22 protein-coding genes and 1 tRNA gene are annotated in these 22724 nt (G+C 59.9%); 18 read left to right on the forward strand and 5 right to left on the reverse strand.

What is annotated here, in order from left to right; translation table 11 throughout:
* Positions 1-125: 125 nt before the first annotated feature.
* From SynA1528_RS10525 to SynA1528_RS10535, 3 genes are read left to right on the forward strand one after another with little or no spacing between them, the layout of a single operon-like run.
* On the forward strand, positions 126-509 hold the full coding sequence (locus SynA1528_RS10525) for a helix-turn-helix transcriptional regulator (RefSeq protein ID WP_186588402.1): 384 nt from the start codon (positions 126-128) through the stop codon (positions 507-509).
* 45 nt (positions 510-554) lie between these two features.
* The gene (locus SynA1528_RS10530; RefSeq protein WP_186586698.1) at positions 555-1109 is read left to right on the forward strand and encodes a cofactor assembly of complex C subunit B; all 555 of its coding nucleotides are present in this window, start codon (positions 555-557) and stop codon (positions 1107-1109) included.
* An 8-nt stretch (positions 1110-1117) separates the two neighbouring features.
* On the forward strand, positions 1118-1912 hold the full coding sequence (locus SynA1528_RS10535; protein ID WP_186586699.1) for an N-acetylmuramoyl-L-alanine amidase: 795 nt from the start codon (positions 1118-1120) through the stop codon (positions 1910-1912).
* Here SynA1528_RS10535 and hemF read toward each other — a convergent pair.
* Complete coding sequence (gene hemF, locus SynA1528_RS10540; protein WP_186586700.1) at positions 1905-2987, reverse strand: oxygen-dependent coproporphyrinogen oxidase; 1083 nt, start codon at positions 2985-2987, stop codon at positions 1905-1907. The genes SynA1528_RS10535 and hemF overlap by 8 nt on opposite strands.
* 117 nt (positions 2988-3104) lie before the next feature.
* Between hemF and SynA1528_RS10545 the strand changes: the two genes are divergently transcribed.
* The 8 genes from SynA1528_RS10545 (at position 3105) to SynA1528_RS10580 (ending at position 13517) form a co-directional block, all read left to right on the forward strand.
* A complete protein-coding gene (locus tag SynA1528_RS10545; RefSeq protein ID WP_186586701.1) occupies positions 3105-4181 on the forward strand; it encodes an Mrp/NBP35 family ATP-binding protein in 1077 nt (358 codons plus the stop codon).
* Between the two features lie 2 nt (positions 4182-4183).
* Positions 4184-5422, forward strand: a complete 1239-nt coding sequence (gene rodA / locus SynA1528_RS10550) for a rod shape-determining protein RodA (RefSeq protein WP_186586702.1) — start codon at positions 4184-4186, stop codon at positions 5420-5422.
* Positions 5419-6756 (forward strand): ATP-binding protein, encoded by a 1338-nt coding sequence (locus SynA1528_RS10555; RefSeq protein ID WP_502707750.1) that lies wholly within the window; start codon positions 5419-5421, stop codon positions 6754-6756. The genes rodA and SynA1528_RS10555 overlap by 4 nt, the downstream gene beginning before the upstream one ends.
* Before the next feature lie 111 nt (positions 6757-6867).
* Complete coding sequence (locus SynA1528_RS10560; protein WP_186586704.1) at positions 6868-7299, forward strand: photosystem I reaction center subunit II PsaD; 432 nt, start codon at positions 6868-6870, stop codon at positions 7297-7299.
* Between the two features lie 51 nt (positions 7300-7350).
* A complete protein-coding gene (locus SynA1528_RS10565; RefSeq protein WP_186586705.1) occupies positions 7351-8871 on the forward strand; it encodes an anthranilate synthase component I family protein in 1521 nt (506 codons plus the stop codon).
* Positions 8868-10010, forward strand: a complete 1143-nt coding sequence (gshA, locus tag SynA1528_RS10570) for a glutamate--cysteine ligase (RefSeq protein ID WP_186586706.1) — start codon at positions 8868-8870, stop codon at positions 10008-10010. Before SynA1528_RS10565 ends, gshA begins: the two co-directional genes overlap by 4 nt.
* Positions 10007-13039: a phosphoenolpyruvate carboxylase gene (gene ppc, locus SynA1528_RS10575; protein WP_186586707.1), complete on the forward strand. Its 3033-nt coding sequence runs from the start codon at positions 10007-10009 to the stop codon at positions 13037-13039. Before gshA ends, ppc begins: the two co-directional genes overlap by 4 nt.
* 4 nt (positions 13040-13043) lie before the next feature.
* Positions 13044-13517, forward strand: coding sequence for an N-acetyltransferase (locus SynA1528_RS10580; RefSeq protein WP_186586708.1), 474 nt, complete (start codon positions 13044-13046; stop codon positions 13515-13517).
* A gap of 3 nt (positions 13518-13520) precedes the next feature.
* Here the strand turns inward: SynA1528_RS10580 and SynA1528_RS10585 are convergent.
* Positions 13521-13594: transfer RNA gene (locus SynA1528_RS10585), tRNA-Arg, on the reverse strand.
* An 85-nt stretch (positions 13595-13679) separates the two neighbouring features.
* On the opposite strand from SynA1528_RS10585, the gene recF reads away from it, so the two are divergent.
* A complete protein-coding gene (gene recF / locus SynA1528_RS10590) occupies positions 13680-14798 on the forward strand; it encodes a DNA replication/repair protein RecF (protein ID WP_186588403.1) in 1119 nt (372 codons plus the stop codon).
* A gap of 30 nt (positions 14799-14828) precedes the next feature.
* On the forward strand, positions 14829-15284 hold the full coding sequence (gene speD, locus SynA1528_RS10595) for an adenosylmethionine decarboxylase (RefSeq protein WP_186586709.1): 456 nt from the start codon (positions 14829-14831) through the stop codon (positions 15282-15284).
* On the opposite strand, the gene larE is transcribed toward speD, so the two are convergent.
* Positions 15285-16115 carry an ATP-dependent sacrificial sulfur transferase LarE gene (gene larE / locus SynA1528_RS10600; RefSeq protein WP_186588404.1) on the reverse strand — a complete coding sequence of 277 codons (831 nt, stop codon included), beginning with the start codon at positions 16113-16115 and terminating at the stop codon, positions 15285-15287.
* Positions 16116-16168: 53 nt separating this feature from the next.
* Between larE and SynA1528_RS10605 the strand changes: the two genes are divergently transcribed.
* Positions 16169-17317 carry a cob(I)yrinic acid a,c-diamide adenosyltransferase gene (locus SynA1528_RS10605; RefSeq protein ID WP_186586710.1) on the forward strand — a complete coding sequence of 383 codons (1149 nt, stop codon included), beginning with the start codon at positions 16169-16171 and terminating at the stop codon, positions 17315-17317.
* Positions 17318-17400: 83 nt separating this feature from the next.
* Here SynA1528_RS10605 and SynA1528_RS10610 read toward each other — a convergent pair whose 3' ends face one another.
* Both SynA1528_RS10610 and SynA1528_RS10615 read right to left on the reverse strand, forming a co-directional pair.
* Positions 17401-18096: a nucleotide-binding protein gene (locus SynA1528_RS10610; protein WP_186586711.1), complete on the reverse strand. Its 696-nt coding sequence runs from the start codon at positions 18094-18096 to the stop codon at positions 17401-17403.
* Positions 18097-18224: 128 nt separating this feature from the next.
* A complete protein-coding gene (locus SynA1528_RS10615) occupies positions 18225-18419 on the reverse strand; it encodes a hypothetical protein (protein ID WP_186586712.1) in 195 nt (64 codons plus the stop codon).
* A 570-nt stretch (positions 18420-18989) separates the two neighbouring features.
* Here SynA1528_RS10615 and phnC point away from each other — a divergent pair.
* The 4 genes from phnC to SynA1528_RS10635 all read left to right on the forward strand — a co-directional run bounded on the left by phnC (position 18990) and on the right by SynA1528_RS10635 (position 22558).
* Positions 18990-19736: a phosphonate ABC transporter ATP-binding protein gene (gene phnC, locus SynA1528_RS10620; RefSeq protein ID WP_186586713.1), complete on the forward strand. Its 747-nt coding sequence runs from the start codon at positions 18990-18992 to the stop codon at positions 19734-19736.
* Positions 19737-19824: 88 nt separating this feature from the next.
* A complete protein-coding gene (gene phnD, locus SynA1528_RS10625) occupies positions 19825-20712 on the forward strand; it encodes a phosphate/phosphite/phosphonate ABC transporter substrate-binding protein (protein ID WP_186586714.1) in 888 nt (295 codons plus the stop codon).
* Positions 20713-20774: 62 nt separating this feature from the next.
* A complete protein-coding gene (phnE, locus tag SynA1528_RS10630; RefSeq protein WP_186586715.1) occupies positions 20775-21578 on the forward strand; it encodes a phosphonate ABC transporter, permease protein PhnE in 804 nt (267 codons plus the stop codon).
* Complete coding sequence (locus tag SynA1528_RS10635) at positions 21575-22558, forward strand: NAD(P)-dependent oxidoreductase (RefSeq protein ID WP_186586716.1); 984 nt, start codon at positions 21575-21577, stop codon at positions 22556-22558. Before phnE ends, SynA1528_RS10635 begins: the two co-directional genes overlap by 4 nt.
* Positions 22559-22724 lie beyond the last annotated feature (166 nt).

The following is a 22724-nucleotide window of genomic DNA, read 5'->3' on the forward strand; positions in this document are numbered from 1 at the left end:
AATCGCAGTCATCCATTTCAGTGTGGCTGGCGGGGTCCCGAGGCGAGCCTGGCGAGAGGCCCATGAAATTCCCTCTTGAATCTCAAAATGAGATCGCCTTTGATGGATTCAGTGCACCTGTTGCTGTGTTTTCCCGCCGCAAGCCGTCCAGAACCTGCTTGGCCGATATCGAGCAGTATTTCCGCCAGCCACCACCACAGTTCCTGGACCTGGAGCTGGCAGTGTGCTGGGTGCTCGAGTGCCTGCTGAAGGACGACAACTATCCCTCCGCGCTGCTGCAGAAACTGATGCGGGAGGAGCCCCAACTGCGCCTCTCGGAGACCGTGCTCCAGCAGGCCTTGGATTTCCTGGAGCAGCAGGGCTCCATCAGCACATACACCCAGCGCTGCCCCAGCCGTGGTCGCCCCCGCCGGATGCTGCACCTGATGCCGGAAGCCAGACATCAGGCTGAACAGCTGATGTCCCCATGGCACAGCTGGCTGGACTCTCACCGTCTGGTGTTGAACTGACGCAAGCAAAGACGGCTTAGAACAGTCCAACCTGAGTGCTGGTTCATGCCTGCGGGCTTTCAATCGACCCTGCTGCTGACCGTCCTGCTGGCGATTGGCCTGGTGTTTTTCCTGCGCGCCGCCAGCAAGGATCGAACCACCGTGGTGGATGTGCACTCCCCCAAGCCGGCCCTGGAGGTGCTGAGCGGCCTCAGCGAGTGGCTGGAGCAACGGGGCTGGAGCCGGAACGGAGGCGACGCTGAACGGCAGGTGCTGCGTTTCCAGGGGGCGGTGGCCTCCAGCCGCCCACTGGCTGTGCTGTTGTCCGTTCTGGCCGCCATCGGTGGCACCTGTTTCGGCCTGGTGCTGCGCCAGCTGGCTCCCCAGCTCAGCTGGTGGCCGCTGCTGATGATCCTGCTGGGCCCTGTGGCCGGGGTTGTCTACAGCCGGCGGGCCGCCCGCACCGAAGCGCTGGAACTGCAATTGCTGCAGGAGCTTGAAAACGACGGCGTCACCGTTCGACTGCGTGCTCACCGCGATGAGTTGATCGCCATCGAGCTGGAACTGGCCGACACACTCGAACTCTCCAGTGACGGCTCGCTGCTCTCGTCTCCGATTTGATCCGAAGCATGCCCTGGCACGACTGCAGTCACCAGCAACGCCTCGCCACACATCTCGGCCTCGGGGGGCTGGCGTTGACGCTGTTGCTGTGCCCCGCCACGACAGCCCAACAGGTCCAGAACGTTCCAGAAGCGCAATGCACTGCCACCGGCAACCCTGATCCCCTTTTGGGACCTCGCACCCGCATGCCGGGTCGCTGGGTCGGGCGGGGTGCGGTCAAGCCCGATCTCCCCATCGTGGTGATGGCCGGCCATGCCGATTCCCAGGGCATGGCCAGTGCCGGAACTCCGGGTTTCGCCGTGGACAAGCGGCGTCAAGCGCCGATGGATCCCCGCATGCGGGACGAGCTGTACTGGAATCTGCAGGTGCAGAAGGCCGTGGTGCGGCTGGGGCAAGCCCGGGGGCTCAACATCAGCGCTTACACACCGCCGGCCCTCACCATCCGCAACGACGAGGACCCACGAACCAACTGGTCCCAGGCCAAGAAACGTTCAGCCCGCGGCGAGTACATCCTGGAAATCCACTTCGACGCCTACCGGCCCCACGGCTTCGGATCAGGCTTGATCCCGGCAATCAATCGACCTCTCAATGCCGTGGACGAGAGCCTTGCCCAGGCCTTCGGTCGGTTCCCCCGCCTCTTCCGGGGCGGCCTCGGCGGTCCCCGTCGTGGCATCGGCATTCTCGAGATCGCGATGCTGGAGCCGCCGCTGGAGGACAAGCTGCGTGCCCCCAACACCCGCCCTCAGACCCTGAACTGCATCGCCGAGCGGGTGGTGAACGCCCTGGTTCAGGGGGTCAGTTGATGGCGCCGTGGGGACGGCAGCGATCCTCCAGGGATGCATCCCCCAACCAGTCCTGGGGTTTGGTGAACAGCTCCGTCAGCAACGCCTCTCTGGAGCCCGCATCGGCCGTGTAGCCGTACTCCCAGCGCACCAGGGGCGGCAGTGACATCAGGATCGACTCGGTGCGCCCGTTGGTCTGAAGTCCGAAGATCGTGCCTCGGTCCCAGACCAGGTTGAACTCCACGTAACGGCCGCGGCGATAGAGCTGGAACTGACGCTCGCGATCGCCGTAGGCCATGGGATGACGCTTCTCCACGATCGGCGCATAGGACGGCAGGAAAGCCCGGCCGTTGGCCTGACCGAGGGCGAACAGCTGTTCCCAGCCCAGGGGGCGCGCCCCCAGCTGTGCCGACACCCCGGCGGCTGGACCTGAGGGGTCCTGCCCCTTGTAGAGCACACCGCTGGAATCCTGATAGTCGTAGAAGATTCCACCGACGCCCCGGGTCTCTCCACGGTGCTTCAGGAAGAAGTACTCATCGCACCAGGGCTTGAACACCTTGTGCAGGTCTGGATGCACCGAATCGCAGGCCGCCTGATGGGTGCGATGAAAGTGGCGGGCATCCTCCAGAAAGGGGTAGTAGGGCGTGAGATCAGCCCCACCGCCGAACCACCACACCGGGCCGGCCTCGAAATAGCGGTAGTTGAGGTGAACCGTGGGGATGTATGGATTGCGCGGATGCAGCACCATCGAGGTGCCGGTGGCGAACCAGGGATGCCCCTTGGCCTCAGGGCGCTGCTTGAGGATCGACGGTGGCAGCTCCTGGCCCTGCACTTCCGAGAAGTTGACGCCGCCCTGCTCGAAGACCCGGCCCTCACGCATCACCCTGGACCGGCCACCACCACCCTCAGGCCGCTCCCAACTTTCTTCAACGAATCTCCCTTCCCCATCGAGAGACTCGAGACCAGCGCAGATCTCGTCCTGCAACCCCATCACCATCGCCCGAGCGCGGGCCCGTGAATCCTCGGGTGGCAGCTCCAGTGCAGGTCCATGGCCCTGCGGGCGGCCAAGCAGGCGTCGAACCAGGGAGCGAACCATGAAGCCAGACCAATCGATCGCTGAACCTAAACAGGCGAAGCCAGCCCAAGACAACACTCCGTCAGGGACTGTCACGGGAGGACGCACCTAGGATCCAGCCCGCAGCAGCACAACCAGATGGTTTCGGTCGAGCAGATCAACGGCGTTCTTGCTCAGATCCAGGATGCGGGCAGCGGTCGTGCCGTCACGGAACTCGGCTGGATTGACCAGATCCGCGTGGAGGGGGCCCGGGTGGTGTTCCGACTCGCCCTGCCTGGTTTTGCTCAGGGGCAGCGGGAACGGATTGCCGAGGAATCCCGACAGGCGTTGTTGAACTTGAACGGCATCGACGATATTCAGATCGAACTGGGCCAGGCCCCCAGCCAGGGGGGAATCGGTCAGGCAGGCCACGGACAACCGGCGGAGCGTCAGCCCATTCCAGGGGTGCGTCAGGTGATCGCCGTCAGCAGCGGCAAGGGCGGCGTCGGCAAGAGCACCGTGGCGGTGAATCTGGCCTGTGCCCTGGCGCAGCAAGGGCTGCGGGTGGGCCTTCTCGATGCCGACATCTACGGCCCGAATGCGCCGACGATGCTCGGGGTGGCTGATCGCACGCCAGAGGTGCACGGCAGTGGGGACAACCAGCAGATGGTGCCGATCGAGAGCTGTGGCATCGCCATGGTGTCCATGGGGTTGCTGATTGATGAGCACCAGCCGGTGATTTGGCGTGGTCCGATGCTGAACGGCATCATCCGTCAGTTCCTCTACCAGGCCGATTGGGGTGAACGGGATGTTCTGGTGGTGGATCTCCCCCCCGGCACCGGAGACGCTCAGCTGTCCCTGGCGCAGGCCGTGCCCATGGCCGGCGTTGTCATCGTGACCACACCGCAGCAGGTTTCCCTGCAGGACGCACGCCGCGGATTGGCCATGTTCCGGCAGCTGGGAATTCCTGTGCTCGGCGTCGCGGAGAACATGAGCGCCTTCATTCCGCCGGACCGCCCCGAGCAGCGCTATGCCCTGTTCGGCAGCGGTGGAGGTGCCACCCTCGCTGCGGACTATGACGTTCCGCTTCTGGCCCAGATCCCCATGGAGATGCCGGTACAGGAAGGCGGCGACAGCGGACGTCCCATCGTGATCAGCCGGCCGGACTCCACCAGTGCCCTGGAATTCCAGGGACTGGCGCAACGGGTGCTGCAACAGGTCACCGCGACGGCCTGACGATGACGACAAGCCGCGGACGACGCCATCGATCCAGGGAATGGATCCTCTGGGGCGTTCCGCTGGCCATGGTGGCCATTGCCGGCGTGCTGATCGCCAGCACCCAGCGGCAGGCGGACTACGCCGATTGGTATCACCACTGGATCACGGCTGGGGGCGGAGCCTTGATCGCCCTGGCCCTGGCGCGTCTGCCACTGCAGCGGCTTCGGCCGCTGCTGATCCCGGTTTACGGCCTCACGGTTCTCAGCCTGGTCGCCGTGCGGCTGGTGGGCACCACAGCCCTGGGGGCACAGCGCTGGATCAGCATTGGTCCGGTCAATGTTCAGCCGTCCGAGTTCGCCAAGATCGCGGCCATCCTGCTGCTGGGCGCCGTTCTCGCCCGTCACCCGGTGGAGCGCCCCGTGGATCTGCTGCGGCCCCTGGGAGTGATTTCCATCCCCTGGCTGCTGGTGTTCATCCAGCCGGACCTGGGCACATCACTGGTCTTCGGAGCCTTGATGCTCACGATGCTCTATTGGTCGGGCATGCCGATCGAGTGGGTGGTGCTGCTGCTGTCCCCCCTGGTGACGGCGCTGCTGTCGGGGCTGCTGCCCTGGGGCATGGCGGTCTGGATCCCGCTGATGGCAGCGCTGGCGTTCCGGAGCCTGCCCTGGAGCCGGATGGCCGCGGCCATCACCGTGGCCATTCATTCCGTGATGGCCGTGGTCACCCCCTGGCTGTGGATGAACGGTCTCAAGGACTATCAACGCGATCGCCTCGTGCTGTTCCTCGACCCGTCCCAGGACCCCCTCGGCGGTGGTTATCACCTGCTGCAGAGCAGCGTCGGCATCGGCTCCGGAAGGCTGTTCGGCACCGGCCTGCTGCAGGGTCAGCTGACCAAGCTGCGGTTCATCCCCGAACAGCACACGGACTTCATCTTCAGCGCCCTCGGCGAGGAAACCGGATTCATCGGCACGGTGCTGGTGGTGACGGGCTTCGCCTTGCTGATGATGCGCCTGCTGCAGGTGGCCCGCCATGCCCGCAGCGATTTCGAATCGCTGGTGGTCGTCGGCATCGGAACGATGGTGATGTTTCAGGTGGTGGTGAACATCTTCATGACCATCGGACTCGGTCCGATCACCGGCATTCCCCTGCCCTTCCTCAGCTACGGGCGCTCGGCGATGCTCGTCAACTTCATCTGTCTGGGCCTCTGCCTGTCGGTGGTGCGACAGAGCCGTGTCAGCTCGCTGGGTCGATGGTGAGCGACAACAGCCTTCAGGCCCTGCGGCAGCGCCTGGCCCGAAACATTCGACCTGGGGCCTGCGATGAATCCGGGGTGCGCCGACTCTGGTGGGCCGCCCTCGAGATTCTTCAGGAGGAGCTGCTCGATCGCCATGCCGATGAGGGGATCTGGGTCGCCTCCCCGCTGCCGGCGCTCTACGAGCCTGAACTCCTGGCCCATCTGCAGGGATGGGTGCTGGCGCCCAAGAACCTCGATCGCTTCAGTCCATCCAATGCCGCCTTGCCGGCTAGCGCTGGCCAGCGGGAGGAGGGAATGCACTTCCGCCGGCTGACTCTGCATCCTGAGGATGGGTTGGACCCCCTGCTGGTCGTCATCACACCCACCCTCCAGGCGGCTCTGGCCATTCATGGCGCTCCGGACCGACGTCAGCTGCTGATGCGCTGTGACCACGACACCCTGGGCGATGCCCTGGCCCTGTTCGGAGCGCGCTTGCAGGATCAGTCCCCGGAGCTGGCCGATGCGTTGAAAACGCAGCTGACCGCCCTTGGTCCACTGCACAGCGATCCCCAGCTGGATCAGCAGTTCTGGCCGCGACTGGCGGAAAAGCTCACCGTGACGGCGCCGAGCCTGACCCTGCAACCCACCCAGTCCAGCTCGGAGCACAACCAGGGGTCCTCCGAGGACCTCAGCCTGCTGGAGGCCATCACCCATGAGGTGCGCACGCCCCTGGCGACGATCCGCACCCTGATCCGCTCCTTGCTGCGACGCAACGACCTTCCCTCCGTGGTTCAGAAACGGCTGCGTCAGATCGATGGCGAATGCAGTGAACAGATCGACCGCTTCGGGCTGATCTTCCATGCCGCCGAACTGCAGCGCCAACCGGAGGGAACCCAGCTGGCCCGAACCGATCTCGGCTCCATCCTGCGCAGCCTGGAGCCGACCTGGCGGGACCAGCTGGAGCGTCGCCAACTGAGCCTCACCCTGGAGGTTCAGCCTGATCTTCCCGACGTGCTCAGCGACCCGCGGCGGCTGGAACCCATGCTCGGCGGCCTGATCGACCGGGTGAGCCGGGGACTGCCCGGCGGGGCCGGACTGCGGTTGGAACTGCAGCCGGCCGGCGCACGCCTGAAACTGCAGCTTCTGGTGCAGATGGAGGACGGACCGGTGTCGACCACATCGACCTCAAACACCGAACAGGTGGGCACGGTTCTCAGCTGGGATCCAGCCACCGGCAGTCTTCAGCTCAGTCAGGCCGCCACCCGTCAGCTGATGGCCAGCCTGGGGGGGAGATATCACGCGCGACGCGACCGGGATCTCACGGTGTTCTTCCCCGTGGCCACACCTCCTTCCTGAAAAGTTGAAGCACTTTGTTGACAGGTGTGAAGGTTGCTTTCGACCGTTAAATCAGGCCCCAACCACGGTGCTACTTTCCAGTCGTAACGGACCGTCTGGATTACCGCAGCCATGACAGCATCGGCGTTGAATGGTCAGCTTCCTCAGTTCATCGGCAGCACCGGTGGTCTGCTTAATGCCGCTGAAACAGAAGAGAAATACGCGATCACCTGGACCAGCAACAGTGCTCAGGCCTTTGAACTGCCAACAGGTGGTGCGGCCATGATGAACTCCGGCGAAAACATCATGTATTTCGCCCGCAAGGAGCAGTGCCTTGCCCTCGGAACCCAGCTGCGGACCAAGTTCAAGCCACGGATCGAGGACTACAAGATCTACCGCATCTTCCCCGGCGGTGACACCGAATTCCTGCATCCCAAGGATGGTGTGTTCTCCGAGAAAGTGAACGAAGGTCGCCCGATGGTGGGTCACAACCCCCGTCGCATCGGCGAAAACGTGAATCCTTCGAACATCAAGTTCAGCGGTCGCAACACCTACGACGCCTGATCAACCCGCTGATGCCGCCCCTGCCTGGGGCGGGGCTGCGAAGATGCCGTCATGCTCAGTCCTGATCGCGTCGCCTTTCACGAGGCCGCAGCCAACGGTGCCAATCTGATTCCGTTGGCCCAGAGCTGGCCAGCGGATCTCGAAACCCCTTTAACGGCCTGGATCAAGGTCGGAGCTGATCACGCTCCAGGGGTACTGCTTGAGTCTGTCGAGGGAGGCGAGACCCTCGGACGATGGAGCGTGATTGCCTGTGACCCGCTGTGGACCGCATCAGCCCGCAACGACTGCCTGAAGCGATGCTGGCGTGATGGCCGCGAGGACACATTCAACGGCAACCCCTTCGACAGCCTGCGCAGCTGTCTTGAGCCTTATCACTGCATCAGCCTGCCCGGCCTGCCACCCCTTGGTCAGCTCTACGGCGTCTGGGGCTACGAGCTGATTCAGTGGATTGAACCCAGTGTTCCGGTGCATCCGAGACAGCCTTCGGACCCACCCGATGGCATCTGGATGCTGATGGACGCGATTCTGATCTTCGATCAGGTGAAGCGCCAGATCACAGCCGTGGCCTTCGCTGATCTCAGCCAGGGCCAATCGGAAAATGCAGCCTGGGAGGCCGCCATGGCGCGGATTGCAGAGCTCCGGCGCCGCATGGAAGCTCCCCTCCCCCTGGTTGATCCCCTGCCCTGGGATGCGCAGGCCAAGCAGCTTCCAGATGTCAAGAGCAACAGCAGCCAGGAGCGCTTCGAGGCGGCCGTCAACACCGCCCGGGAGCACATCGCAGCGGGTGACGTCTTCCAACTGGTGATCAGCCAACGCCTGGAAACCGTTGTCCCCCAGCAACCGCTGGAGCTCTACCGAAGTCTGCGGATGGTCAATCCGTCGCCATACATGGCCTTCTTCGACTTCGGGGACTGGCAACTGATCGGATCCAGCCCTGAGGTGATGGTGCAGGCCGACCCAGCCCCGGAAGGCATCCGAGCCAGCCTCAGACCGATCGCCGGCACCCGTCCGCGCGGCACCACAGCCCACGAGGACCGCGACCTGGAGCTGGATCTTCTGGCTGACCCCAAGGAGCGCGCCGAGCACGTGATGCTGGTGGACCTCGGCCGCAACGACCTGGGCCGTGTCTGCCAGCCGGGCAGTGTGGCAGTGAAGGACCTGATGGTGATCGAGCGGTATTCGCACGTGATGCACATCGTCAGCCAGGTGGAAGGTCGCCTGGCCCCCAAGCACGACGTCTGGGATCTGCTGATGGCGTCCTTTCCCGCCGGAACCGTCAGCGGGGCGCCGAAGATCAGGGCCATGCAGCTGATCCATGAGCTGGAGCCCGATGCCCGAGGTCCTTATTCGGGTGTGTACGGATCGGTGGACCTGGCTGGAGCCCTGAACACCGCCATCACGATCCGCACCATGGTGGTTCAACCGCACCCCGCCGGTGGTTGCCGGGTGAAGGTTCAGGCAGGGGCCGGCGTGGTGGCCGATTCAAAGCCGACGGCGGAATACCAGGAGACCCTCAACAAAGCCCGCGGCATGCTCACGGCCCTGGCCTGCCTCAACCCAGAGCTCCCATGAGCGAAGGGCTGCTGCTCAAGGGCTTTGAAGTCGAGCTGTTCACCGGGCGGCCTGACGGCACCAACGTTGGCGTGGCCAGTGAGGTGGCCAGGGATCTCAGTGATTTCGTCACCGAACCGGACCACCGCAATCTCGAATACATCACTCCACCGATCAGGGCCTATGAGGATCTGCCGGAGGCTCTGCTGCGACCCCGCCGCAGGCTGCGCCAATGGCTGTCCCCACTAGGACTGACCCTGCTGCCCGGCAGCACCCTCAGCCTTGGGAACAGCAGCCGCTTCGAGCGATCGGATCCCACCAATCCGTATCACGACCTGATCGAAACGACCTATGGCACCAAGGTCGTGACCGCCAGCATCCACATCAACCTGGGCATCACGGATCTGAACTGGCTGTTTGCAGCGGTGCGGCTGGTGCGCTGTGAAGCTGCACTGCTGCTCTCCCTCAGCGCCAGTTCCCCTTTTCTGGGAGGTGAGCTGACGGGTCACCACTCCCAACGCTGGCACCAGTTTCCCTTGACTCCAAAGCAGGTGCCGCTGTTCCGGGATCATTCGCACTACACACAGTGGGTGGAGCAGCGCCTGGCCGATGGCCAGATGCGCAACGAACGCCACCTCTGGACCTCCGTTCGCCCCAACGGACCGCGACGCCCCTACGAACTCAACCGCCTGGAACTGCGCATCTGTGATCTGATCACGGACCCGGCGGAACTGCTGGCGATCACGGCGTGGCTGGAACTGCGGCTGCTGGAGCTGCGTGATCACCCGCAGCGGCTGGATCCACTCCTGTCCAGTCAGCTTAGCGAAAAGGAGCTGGCGGAGCTGGCCGACAGCAACGACGCCGCGGCAGCCCACACCAGTCTTGAGGCCACCCTGCATCACTGGCAGGACGGCCGTCCGCTGCTCAGCCGAACCTGGATTGCCGAAATCCTGGAGCAACTCGCCCCCCGGGCCGACGCCCTCGGACTCAGCGATCGGCTCAGGCCGCTGGACAAGCTGCTGGAATCCGGCAACCAGGCCATGCGGTGGACTGCCGCCAACAGTCAGGGCTGCAGCATCGGTGACCTTCTGCGGCAGGGCAGTTGTGCCATGAAGGATCAGGAAGAGTCCGTCGCCCACTTGAGCGGCACTTTGGGATGATCATGGGCAGTGCTGAAACAAGCGGAGCGTCGATGCCCCAGTCCACCGCCCATGCCCCTGACGGCGATCAGCCAAGGGCCAGCGGTGGCAGCCCTGGAGCCGGCCGCCTGCTGCAGCATCGCCTCGAGTTGGTGGAAGACCTGTGGCAAACCGTGCTGCGCAGTGAGTGCCCTCCGGATCAGAGCGAGCGACTGCTCCGCCTCAAGCAACTCAGCGATCCAGTGGCCCTCGAAGGCCGTGACGGCGACAGCAGCAGCGAGGCGATCGTCGAGCTGATCCGCAGCATGGATCTCTCCGAGGCCATCGCGGCGGCCCGTGCCTTCTCCCTGTATTTCCAGCTGATCAACATCCTCGAGCAGCGCATCGAGGAGGACAGCTACCTCGACAGCCTTCGCCCGAGCCGCAACCAGGACGAGGAGACCGCGGCCCCCTTTGATCCCTTCGCCCCACCGCTGGCCAGCCAGACCGACCCCGCCACCTTCGGCGAAGTGTTCGAACGGCTACGGCGGATGAATGTGCCTCCTGCACAGGTCGAAACGCTGCTGCGGGAACTGGACATCCGTCTGGTGTTCACCGCCCACCCGACGGAAATCGTGCGTCACACCGTGCGTCACAAGCAGCGGAAGGTGGCGTCCCTGCTGCAGCGGCTCCAGTCGGAGCCGGCATTGCCCCGCTACGACGAGGAGGAACTGCGACGCCAGCTGGAGGAGGAGATCCGCCTCTGGTGGCGCACCGACGAGCTGCACCAGTTCAAACCGACGGTGCTGGATGAGGTCGACTCAACCCTGCACTACTTCCAGCAGGTGCTGTTCGAAGCGATGCCACAGCTGCGGCGGCGGCTGATGTCGTCCCTGAGCCGGCACTATCCCGATGTGCAGTTCCCCCAGGCATCCTTCTGCACCTTCGGGTCCTGGGTGGGGTCCGACCGGGACGGCAATCCTTCGGTGACCCCTGAGATCACCTGGCGAACCGCCTGTTATCAGCGCCAGCTGATGCTGGAGCTCTACATCGGCTCCGTGCAATCCCTGCGCAACCAGCTGAGCATCTCAATGCAGTGGAGCCAGGTGGCACCACCACTGCTGGAGTCGCTGGAGATGGATCGGCTGCGCTTCCCGGAGATCTATGAGCGCCGGGCCGCCCGCTATCGGCTGGAGCCCTACCGACTCAAGCTCAGCTACATCCTCGAACGGCTGGAGCTCACACTGCAGCGCAACCACCAGATGTCCGAGGCTGGCTGGCAGTCTCCGTCCGAACCCGCCACCACGACTCCCACCGAGGGAATCCCCGGCCATGAAGCGCTGCACTACACGGACATCGATCAGTTCCGCAGCGACCTTGAACTGATCCGCAACAGCCTCGTCAGCACCGAGCTGAGCTGCGAACAGCTCGACACCCTGCTGAATCAGGTCCACATCTTCGGGTTCTCCCTGGCCAGCCTGGACATCCGGCAGGAGAGCACCCGTCACAGTGACGCCATCGATGAGCTGACCACCCATCTGCAGCTGCCCAAGGCCTACGGCGCCATGGAGGAACCCGAGCGGGTGAGCTGGCTGATGGAGGAACTGCAGACCCGCCGACCACTGATCCCAGCATCGGTGCAGTGGTCTGAAGCCACCGCCCAGACCTTCGCCGTGTTCCAGATGCTGCATCGCCTGCAGCAGGAGTTCGGTCAGCGCATCTGTCACTCCTACGTGATCTCGATGAGCCACACCGCCTCCGATCTTCTGGAGGTGATGCTGCTGGCGAAAGAGGTCGGCCTGGTGGATCCGCTGGCCGGCAAGGCATCGCTGCTGGTCGTGCCCCTGTTCGAAACGGTGGAAGACCTCCAGCGGGCCCCGGCGGTGATGAAGGGGCTGTTCCAGGCGCCGCTGTATCGCAATCTTCTTCCCAACGTTGGCGTCCAGCGCCAGCCCCTGCAGGAGCTGATGCTCGGTTATTCCGACAGCAACAAGGACTCGGGTTTCCTCTCCAGCAACTGGGAGATTCATCAGGCCCAGATCGCCCTGCAGACGTTGGCCAGCAACCACGGCGTGGCCCTGAGACTGTTCCATGGCCGGGGCGGTTCGGTGAGCCGCGGCGGCGGTCCGGCCTACCAGGCGATCCTGGCCCAGCCCAGCGGCACGCTGCAGGGGCGAATCAAGATCACGGAACAGGGTGAGGTGCTGGCCTCCAAATACAGCCTGCCGGAACTCGCCCTTTACAACCTGGAGACCGTCACGACGGCGGTGGTGCAGAACAGCTTGGTGACCAATCAGCTGGATGCCACCCCGAGCTGGAACCAGTTAATGAGCCGCGTGGCCAAGCGATCCCGTGAGCATTACCGCGCCTTGGTGCATGACAACCCTGATCTGGTGGCGTTTTTCCAGCAGGTCACCCCGATCGAGGAGATCAGCAAGCTTCAGATCTCCAGTCGTCCGGCCCGCCGCAAGACCGGGGCCCGGGATCTCTCCAGTCTCCGGGCGATCCCCTGGGTGTTCGGCTGGACCCAAAGCCGGTTCCTGCTGCCGAGCTGGTTCGGTGTGGGGACAGCCCTGGCGGAGGAAGTCAACAACGACCCCGAGCAACTGGACCTGCTCAGGCGGCTGCATCAGCGCTGGCCGTTCTTCCGGATGCTGATCTCCAAGGTGGAGATGACGCTCTCCAAGGTCGATCTCGACCTGGCGCACCACTACATGAACAGCCTTGGCAATCCGGAGCAGCGCGATGCCTTTGAAGACATCTTCAACGTGATCGCCGACGAATACGCACGCACCCTGAAGCTGGTGCTCGAAATCACCGGCCAGAGCCGGCTGCTGGGGGCGGATCAGAACCTGCAGCTGTCGGTGGATCTGCGCAACCGCACGATTGTTCCCCTGGGCTTCCTGCAGGTGGCCCTGCTGCGGCGACTGCGGGATCAGAACCGTCAACCTCCCATGAGCGAATCCCCTGGAACACCGGAGGACCGTCGCACCTACAGCCGCAGTGAACTGTTGAGGGGCGCACTGCTCACCCTCAACGGCATTGCCGCCGGCATGCGCAACACCGGCTGATCCCTTGCTTTCGTTCCTTCAGCAGCCCAGTGTTCCTCAACTTCCCGAGGGCTACCGCCTCGAAACCGGCCTGATGCCAGAGCCGGCGGCCATTAATCGGTTGCTGGCGTCCTGCCAGGAATCCACTCACCCGGAAGCGCTCTGGCCCAAGGCGATGGAACGGAGCCTGTGGCAGATCAGCATCCTCGAAGAATCCACTGGGGAGCTGGTGGGTTTCGTACGCGCCACCAGCGACATGGCCCTCAATGCCAATCTGTGGAATCTTGCCGCCCGCCCGGGTCCTGATCAGGCCCGGCTGCTGACCGTGCTGATGCATCGGGCCCTGAACATCCTGCGGCGGGACCTGCCCGGCTGCAGCCTGTCGGTCTCGGCACCAGCCATGTCAATCGATGCCCTGAAGGGCCAGGGTTTCGTGATTGATCCCAGTGGCATCCGGGCCATGGGATTGAGGCTGAAACCAACCTCTGGAACTGACTGAACACGAGCATGGAGGGATTCGAACCCCCGACCCTCAGAACCGGAATCTGATGCTCTATCCAACTGAGCTACATGCCCACTGGCCTCAGTGAGGGATCAGCAGGAGACCGCCCGACAGGCCGGCCCGTTATCAGTACCTTACCCAAACGCCGCCCCGCGACCCATCCGGCTCCAAACGCTCCAGCTGCAGGGGTTTCGGAACCACAGGCAACTGTCGCTGGAGCTGACCCAGCCCCGGTTGCTGGTGATCGGCCCCAACGGCATCGGCAAATCGAATCTTCTGGAGGCGGTGGAGCTGCTGGGCAGCCTGCGGTCCCATCGCTGCAGCCAGGACCGTGACCTGATCCAGTGGGAAGCACCCCGGGCTCTGCTGCGGGCCGGACTGGACGATGGCGATCAGCTGGAGCTGGAACTGCGTCGCCAGGGAGGACGTCAGGCCCGACGCAACGGCAAGACCCTGGACCGCCAACTGGATCTGATCGGCCCGCTGCGCTGCATCGGGTTCAGCGCCCTCGATCTGGAGCTGGTGCGGGGGGAACCATCCCTGCGTCGTCAGTGGCTCGACCGGGTGGTGCTCCAGCTGGAACCTGTCTACGCCGATCTGCTCAGCCGCTACAACCGGCTGCTGCGCCAACGCAGCCAGCTCTGGCGTCGCAGCGGGCAGACCAGCCCGAGCCAGCGGGACGCCCTGCTGGATGCCTTTGATGCCCAGATGGCCCTGGTGAGCACGCGCATTCACCGCCGCCGCCAACGGGCCCTGCGGCGCCTGGCACCGATCGCTCGCCGCTGGCAGTCGCACCTGAGTGCCGGGAGCGAGGAGCTGGACCTGCAGTACCAACCTGGAAGTCGCCTCGATGCCGAGGAGGCTGAGGAGCCATGGCGACTGGCCATTGAAGAGCAGCTGCGGCGGCAACGGCCGGAGGAGGAACGGCTGGGCAGCTGCCGGGTGGGGCCCCATCGCGATGAAGTCGCCCTGCTGCTGGGAGGCACACCGGCCCGGCGCTTTGGTTCAGCGGGTCAGCAACGCTCCCTGGTGCTCGGCCTGAAACTGGCGGAACTGGAGCTGGTGACGCAGCTGTTCGGAGAACCGCCGCTATTGCTGCTGGACGATGTGCTGGCGGAACTGGACCCCACCCGTCAGCACCTGCTGCTGGAGGCGGTGGGGCAGGAGCATCAATGCCTGGTGAGCGCCACCCACCTGAATGGCTTCGAAGGGGGATGGCGGGAGCACTCACAGATTCTCAATCCAGGAGACCTGAGTCCAGGGGTGAAGATCGGATAATCTGGTGTGCTGTTTTTCTCTGATCGCCTGATGGAGCAGACCCTGTCTGACCTGCATCCCAACCCGGGATGGGGGGACACCCAGTTGCAAGCCACCGACATGGTCGGCAAACACTGCATTCTCGAGCTCTACGACTGCGATCCTGCCCGGCTCGACGACGAAGCATTCCTGAGAACCACCATCACGACAGCAGCGAAACGTGCTGGTGCAACCCTTCTCAATCTGACCACCCACAGCTTCGAGCCCCAGGGCGTCACGGGACTGGCCCTGCTGGCGGAATCGCACATATCCATCCACACCTGGCCCGAGAGCGGTTATGCCGCCGTCGATGTGTTCACCTGCGGTGACCACACGATGCCGGAACAGGCCTGCGCCGTACTGCGGGATGAACTGCGGGCCCAGCGCCATGCCCTGAGGAGCTTCCTGCGGGAAACACCGGCGGCTGTGGCCAGCACCGTGCGTGAACCAATCCAGCTGCCCAGCTGATCAGAGGCTGCGGTTGAGCTTGCCGCTCACCAGGCCCTCCAGATCCAGGCTGACGGAGGTGAACCCCATATCCAGCAGGCTGCTGACCAGGGGTTCCTTTGCGTTGAGAGCCAGCAGATCATCCAGTCGATCCTGGGGCACCTCGATGCGAGCCGAGAGGCCCTGACTGCGCACCCTCACCCTGGGAAAACCTCGATCCAGCAGCCAGGCTTCCGCCTGGCCGACCCGCTTGAGCCGCTCGGCACTGATGCTCTCGCCGTAGGGAAAACGGGATGCGAGGCAGGGCTGGGCCGGCTTGTCCCACCAGGGGAAGCCAAGGGCTGACGACAGCTGACGGATCGCGGCCTTATCGATCGCCAACTCCGCCAAGGGCGAGCGCACCCCGGCCTGCCGGGCCGCCTCGATGCCGGGGCGATGGTCACCCAGGTCATCCAGATTCACCCCATCCACCACCAACGCCCCACCGGCGGCGGCCGCGATGGGCTGGAGGTGGTGATGCAACTCCCGCTTGCAGGCAAAACAGCGGTCGGTGGGATTGCTGCTGTAGTCGGGATCGTTGAGCTCGCGGGTTGAACACTCCTGATGGCGGATGCCGATCCACTGCGCCTGAGCCCGCGCTTCCTGCAACAGATGGGGGGCCAGAGCCGGCGACACCCCGGTCACCGCAACTGCAGAATCCCCCTTCTGCTCATGGGCGATCGCCGCCACCAGGGTGCTGTCCACACCACCGGAATAGGCCACGCACAGGGCCTCCTGTGACGCCAGCCAGCTGCGCAACTGCTGAAGCAGATCGGCCTCCCGGGGCGGCAAAGATTCCTGCAGCCGGAACATCAGCAGAACAACCCGGGCGATCTCGGTAGGCTCCAACGGTAAGAGCCGGGACCATGCCCCGAAGCATCGGCATCGTGACGGCGGCGGACAGCCGCGAGCGCAGCCATGGTCAGCTGCACATCTACGACGGTGAGGGCAAAGGCAAGAGCCAGGCCGCGCTGGGGGTGGTGCTGCGCACCATCGGGTTGGGCATCTGTGAGCAGCGACGCACCCGGGTGCTGCTGCTGCGCTTCCTCAAGGGCCCCGGCCGGGCCTACGACGAAGATGCTGCCATCGAAGCCCTCCAGCAGGGATTCCCCCATCTGATCGACCATCTGCGCACGGGCCGGGCCGATCACTTCACCGCCGATGAGGCCACCCGCTTCGACCGGGAGGAAGCCCAGCGTGGCTGGGTGATCGCCAAAGGGGCCATCGCCAGCGCGTTGTACTCGGTGGTGGTGCTGGATGAACTCAACCCCGTGCTGGATCTGGGGTTGCTGGATGTGGAGGACGTGGTCAACACCCTCAGGCAGCGACCCGAGGGCATGGAAATCATCGTGACCGGCCGTGCGGCACCGGCACCGCTGGTGCGGGTGGCGGATCTGCATTCCGAGATGCGGGCGCACCGGCGGCCGGGGCTGGAAGAGGAGCGGGTGATCCCGCTCAACATGAGCAGCGGCATTGAGATCTACACCGGCGAGGGCAAGGGCAAATCCACCAGCGCCCTCGGCAAGGCGCTGCAGGCGATTGGCCGCGGCATCAGCCAGGACAAGAGCCACCGGGTGCTGATCCTGCAGTGGCTGAAAGGGGGCAGCGGCTACACCGAGGACGCCGCCATCGCGGCCCTGCGGGACAGCTATCCCCATCTGGTGGATCACCTCCGTTCCGGCCGTGATGCCATCGTCTGGCGCGGCCAGCAGGAACCGATCGATTACGTGGAGGCGGAACGGGCCTGGGAGATCGCCCGCGCTGCCATCTCAAGCGGGCTGTACAAAACGGTGATCCTCGATGAGCTCAATCCAACGGTGGATCTGGAGCTGCTGCCGGAGGAGCCGATCGTGCAGACCCTGCTGCGCAAACCGACGGAAACTGAAGTGATCATCACCGGACGCTGCAAGAACCAACCGGCCTATTTCGATCTGGCCAGCATTCACTCTGAAATGGTCTGCCACAAGCACTACGCCGAGCAGGGTGTGGACCTTAAGCGGGGTGTGGACTATTGAGATCTTGACAAGGTTTTTGTAGAGTTTGTATGCGGAAATCTTTAAATCACCATTGGCTGAGGCCAGCCAAGCAAATCGTTAGTTCAGGCAGCCATACGTTGTTCCAAGGGTGTGAAATCCCATCCAATTGGTGACTGGATTGGATTTAGCTTTTTGTGCTCTTCGTATAAATCTTCGATTTCTTTACAGGCCGAGCTATATGCAGTCCAGCCCATCATCCGGCGTGGATTAGCTCGCCCACGGCTGTCAATTGCCTGATCAACAGTGACTCCTTCTGTTTCTGCTTGCTCAAATGCACTTAGCAACGGAATCTGTGCATCAAGAACATTTATGTCGAATCCTTCAAGACATTCTTTAGCGCTTTTGGCAGCAGCTCCTTTACGTGAGTCAACTTTTACAAGAAGTGCGGCATATGGGATCTTGTATTGATTGATCGTCTGTGCCATCTCAATTGTCAATTCGACTGATCGACTTTGTGTAGTCGTAGGCAGCAAAACGAAGTCAGCACCCTCTACCAAATTCTTCATCTCTTCTTCGTTGGTGCTCGCTTGTCCATCTGTGACTACGATCTCTGCTGATCGAGTGGCTTTTGCTGCTGCTTCAATCGGCACAACTGGGCAAGGCAAGAGTCCTCTGGCTCCGTAGGCAGTGGCCGATCGATTTCGGTCGGCATCAACCAGGACGACCCGTTTTTGGCGATGACTCCAACTTGCTGCGATGTGAACGCTGCTACACGTTTTGGCGACACCCCCTTTCTGACCAAAAACAGTGATGAACATCAGACAGCAACCAATGACTCATTCGCAGGATCGCGTTCTTTTTCCGGGAAGGCAATGCTGGGTTATTGCTGCTTCAGCCCGATGACTGCCACCCAGATCTGGGTCACCCGTTGTTGTGGGGTTAGCTCTCAAGCGATCCCCATCATTGGAGCCAACCACTCGGCATGAAGTGCTGCGAGCACTGACATGTCAAAGGCATGCACCGCTGGGTTGGTCTTGTCTACCACCCACAGGAGTCCAAAGGGTGCGTTGATGGCCAGCTGCAGCCGCCACCGCCACGTGATGACCTTCCAGGTCTTCTGAAGGATCGAGTTCTTGTACATGGCTGAGTTGAACCTAAATTGTTTGGACCCTATCCAGCTGTGCATCCATATCGCTGATCAACCCACCGGTCACGCAAGTCATTCCTGTGCAGATCGATCAGGCAACAGGTCGATCCTTCACCTCCGCACCGCCAAGCTCTCAGATGGCGCCAAGGTCACCCGAGAAGAGAGCTGTCATCGCTAAGCGGACTCATCATCCGGCCATCTCAGCGCTCAATCGGAGAGCAGCACCCAGCAACGCCTCTGATATTCCTTCCCGCACTTGCCTCGTTGGCGATCGCCTCTTGTCACGACGGCGACAAGTGGAGGTTAATAGCCTCCGAAATAGGGCGTGGACCTCAAGAACGGCGTGGACTACTGAAAGCGAAGTGAATAAGCTGATAAGTTTTCAATCAAATTCCGTATCTTTTTGCTGTAAAAGCTTTCCAAAAGGAGCTTCACGGCAAGAAGAGAAATCGACAGGACAAAATTTATTTTCCCTTTAACCTTGAAAAAACCAGTCAATAATTCGATCTTAAACTAGAAGGATGCTCTAGAGCTACATTTACCCTATCAGCAAAGATGAATTAATTGAAACCTTCCGCGCTCTCGGCTAATTCGATACATCTAGACTACAACAATATTGCCGCACTTAACGATATTAATCTAACAATCAATAGCGGCGAAGTCACCATACTCCTTGGATCCTCCGGAGCAGGTAAATCGTCATTACTAAAAACACTCAATTTTCTAAACCGACCAACGAAAGGCTGGATTAGCAACTCGTCTGTAGGTCGCATTGACTCCTCCAAAAAGCTAAGAGATCACCGAAAAATGACCGGCATGATCTTTCAACAACACCAATTAATAGAGCGAAATACTGCACTTTGCAATGTAATGATGGGTCGTCTTGGATATTTTTCATTTTGGCGATCACTCCTGCCGCTGCCTGTTGCAGACCAATTACGTTGTATCGATTGTTTAGATCGAGTTGGCCTTTTGGATAAGGCATTAACGACTGTCTCGTCATTAAGTGGCGGACAACCACAGAGGGTTGGAATTGCACGTGCCTTGGCACAGCAACCCAGAATAATGCTGGCTGACGAGCCAATAGCAAGTTTAGATCCTCAGAGCTCTCATCAAATCCTAGGCTTATTAACTGACATATGTAAATCAGACAATATTGCCATGGTAATCAGCCTTCATCAAGTGGAATTCGCGAAACAATACGGTGACCGAATAATTGGACTTTCAGGCGGCAAAATAATATGTGATAAAAGTCCATCTTCGCTTTCTGCAGACGAATTTGATGCAATTTATACTCCATCTCCAAGATAAATGAAGAGACCTTTTCATTGGTTCGAATTCCTTTCCTTGACCAAGATGGTCATCTAGACCACCTTGGTTGCCAAATTTCTTTATTCCCATGAAACTAAACCTCACTAAAGCTATAATAGGCCTTTCAATTGCCTCTTCGCTAGGCCTAATTAGCTGCTCGTCTGATGAATCAAAGTCTGACAAGCAGAATCCCGACAAGCTGATTGTCGCATTATTACCAGACGAGAATGCTGCAACCGTTATTCAGGACAATCAAGGACTTAAGGACTATCTCGCCCAACAAACTGGCAAGGAGATTGAGCTGGTCGTATCAACAGATTATTCTTCAATGATTGAGGCCGCCAGCAATGGGAGGTTAGATCTTGCCTACTTTGGACCACTCTCATATGTGTTAGCCAAGACCAAGAGTGCTATCGAGCCTTTTGCTGCTCGCTTGAAAAATGGTACGACCACGTATAAGTCATGCTTGATTGGGAATGTAGAGTCTGAAGTGAATGACTTTGATTCAATTAAAGGCAAAACAGTTGCATTTGGAGATCCAGCGTCTACTTCCAGTCGGTTATTTCCAGAGCTGAAGCTTTCTGAGGAAGGATTAAAGGCAGGCGACGATTATAAGCAAGTTTTCCTCGGTGCACATGACGCTGTTGCCTTGGCTGTTCAGGGAGGCAAAGCACAAGCTGGAGGATTATCCTGTCCAATCTACGAATCTCTCTTGGAGAAGAAGTCAATCGATTCTGACAAGATCGTTCTTATTTCAAAGACAGAACCTATTCCTCAATACCCTTGGACAATGCGTTCAGACTTAGATCCAGACCTCAAGGAAACAATCAAAACAACCTTTATAGAACTCAACGACGACTCAGTGCTCAAGCCTTTCAAGGCTGATGGCTTCGCAGCCATGGAAGATTCTGATTACGACGGGATAAGAAAAGCAGGTGAGCAACTTGGGCTTGACCTTAATAAGTTTGTCAACTAATTAAACTTGCTCTCTCTTCATTAGAAGAGAGAGCTTTACTTCTTCATTGCTTGATTATCGCTATGACCAACAGCCAGTATCAACTAATCAGACATAATCTAAGCCGACGCCGCCTTCAAATGTTCTACAGATATACGTTTATCTTGATAACTGTTGCTGTTGGTTTTGGCTTTGCAGGGCTTTTCAACGTCGAACGTCTGGTAGATGGAATTCCTTCAATTTGGAAACTCTTATCAGAAATGATCCCACCAGATTTTAGTCGGTGGAAAGAGTGGTTTATTCCCCTGTTGGACTCACTTGCCATGAGCATTGCTGGTACGGCGATCGCAGTGTTTATATCATTACCACTATGCTTACTTGCAGCTAGAAATACAGCACCCAACAAATTTCTTTTCTATATTGCTCGTCTCATCCTGAATTTCTCTAGAGCAATTCCAGAGTTGATTATGGGAATGATTTTCGTAGCGGCTGTAGGATTTGGCAAACTTCCGGGAACACTCGCCCTAGGCCTCCACTCGGTTGGCATGGTTGGAAAGTTTTTTGCTGAATCAATTGAATTAAGCAGTCCTTTACCTGTTGAGGCAGCACGTGCAGCTGGAGCTAATCATGCTCAAGTCATCTACCACAGCATTCTTCCTCAGGTTCTCCCACAGATGGCAGATGTGACATTTTATCGATGGGAATACAATTTTCGAGCGTCAATGGTTGTAGGCGCCGTTGGCGCTGGTGGCATTGGCCTTGAAATTATCAGCTCACTTCGCTTAATCAAGTATCAAGAAGTTTGTGCACTTCTGATTGTTGTTTTGATAATGGTGACCATGGTAGATAGCCTTAGCAATTACCTTAGAAAAAACTTTGTAGGATGACTACCAAAGATCAAAAGTCCAAAGTTGTGATTACGCACCGAGTAGATCCACGGATTATACGCACTTTAGAAACATCTTTTCATGTAATAACTAATCAGACAAGCCATACACTTGATCGAAGCGAAATACTTGCAAGATGCAGGGATGCCGTTGGCTTGATGGTCTTCATGCCCGACAGCATTGACGAGGATTTCCTCTGTCAATGTCCTCGCCTAAAGACGATTGCGGGCGCATTAAGGGGTTACGACAACTTTGATATTGATGCTTGCCGGTCTCATGGAGTCAACTTCACTATTGTGCCCGATTTATTGGCTCAACCTACTGCCGAGCTAGCCCTTGCCCTAGTTCTGGCGCTTGGACGTCGATTGTTGGAGGGAGACGATTACATGCGTTCCGGTGAGTTTCACGGATGGAGACCAAAGCTATACAGCTTTGGCGTCATGAAAAGGAGGATTGGTGTCGTAGGGATGGGGCGCCTTGGTAGAGCTTTTACCCGAGTTGTCTCGGGATTAGACTGCACAGTGAAATATTATGATCAACAACAACTGAATCCTGATTTGCACCAAGAGCTAGGCGTTGAATATTTAAACTTTGAAAGCCTTCTCAAGTGGAGTGATTATTTAGTAATGATGCTGCCCCTCACAGAGTCGACGCATCATTTAATTAATAAAGACAGCTTATCCCTTTTAAAACGAGGATCTTTCCTTGTCAACGTTGGGCGTGGATCTACGGTTGACGAGATAGCAGTAGCAGATTCTTTAGATAGTGGTCTTCTTGCGGGTTACGCTGCTGACGTTTTCGAAATGGAAGACTGGGTTCGCGAGGATCGTCCTAATGCAATCAATTCTCGCTTAATCGAAAGCAAGTCAAATACTTTTTTCACTCCACATGTCGGATCAGCCGTGTCAGACATCCGCTATGAAATCGAGTTAGAAGCAGCTCAATCACTACTTAGTTCAGCCCCGAATTCTATTAATTAATTTTTTTGTGAGAGTTCACGGTACTCTCGTGATTCTTTTTATCGGCCTAGCCTGATCGCGGCCGAACAACTCACCCAAATACAAAGCTTTTAGGAATAAATACACGAAATGACCTATTACTGGCATTGACGAATGATTTGAGTATGTGTGCACGGCATGAATGACT

This window comes from Synechococcus sp. A15-28, from assembly GCF_014280175.1.
In the GTDB taxonomy this organism is placed as follows: Bacteria; Cyanobacteriota; Cyanobacteriia; order PCC-6307; family Cyanobiaceae; genus Parasynechococcus.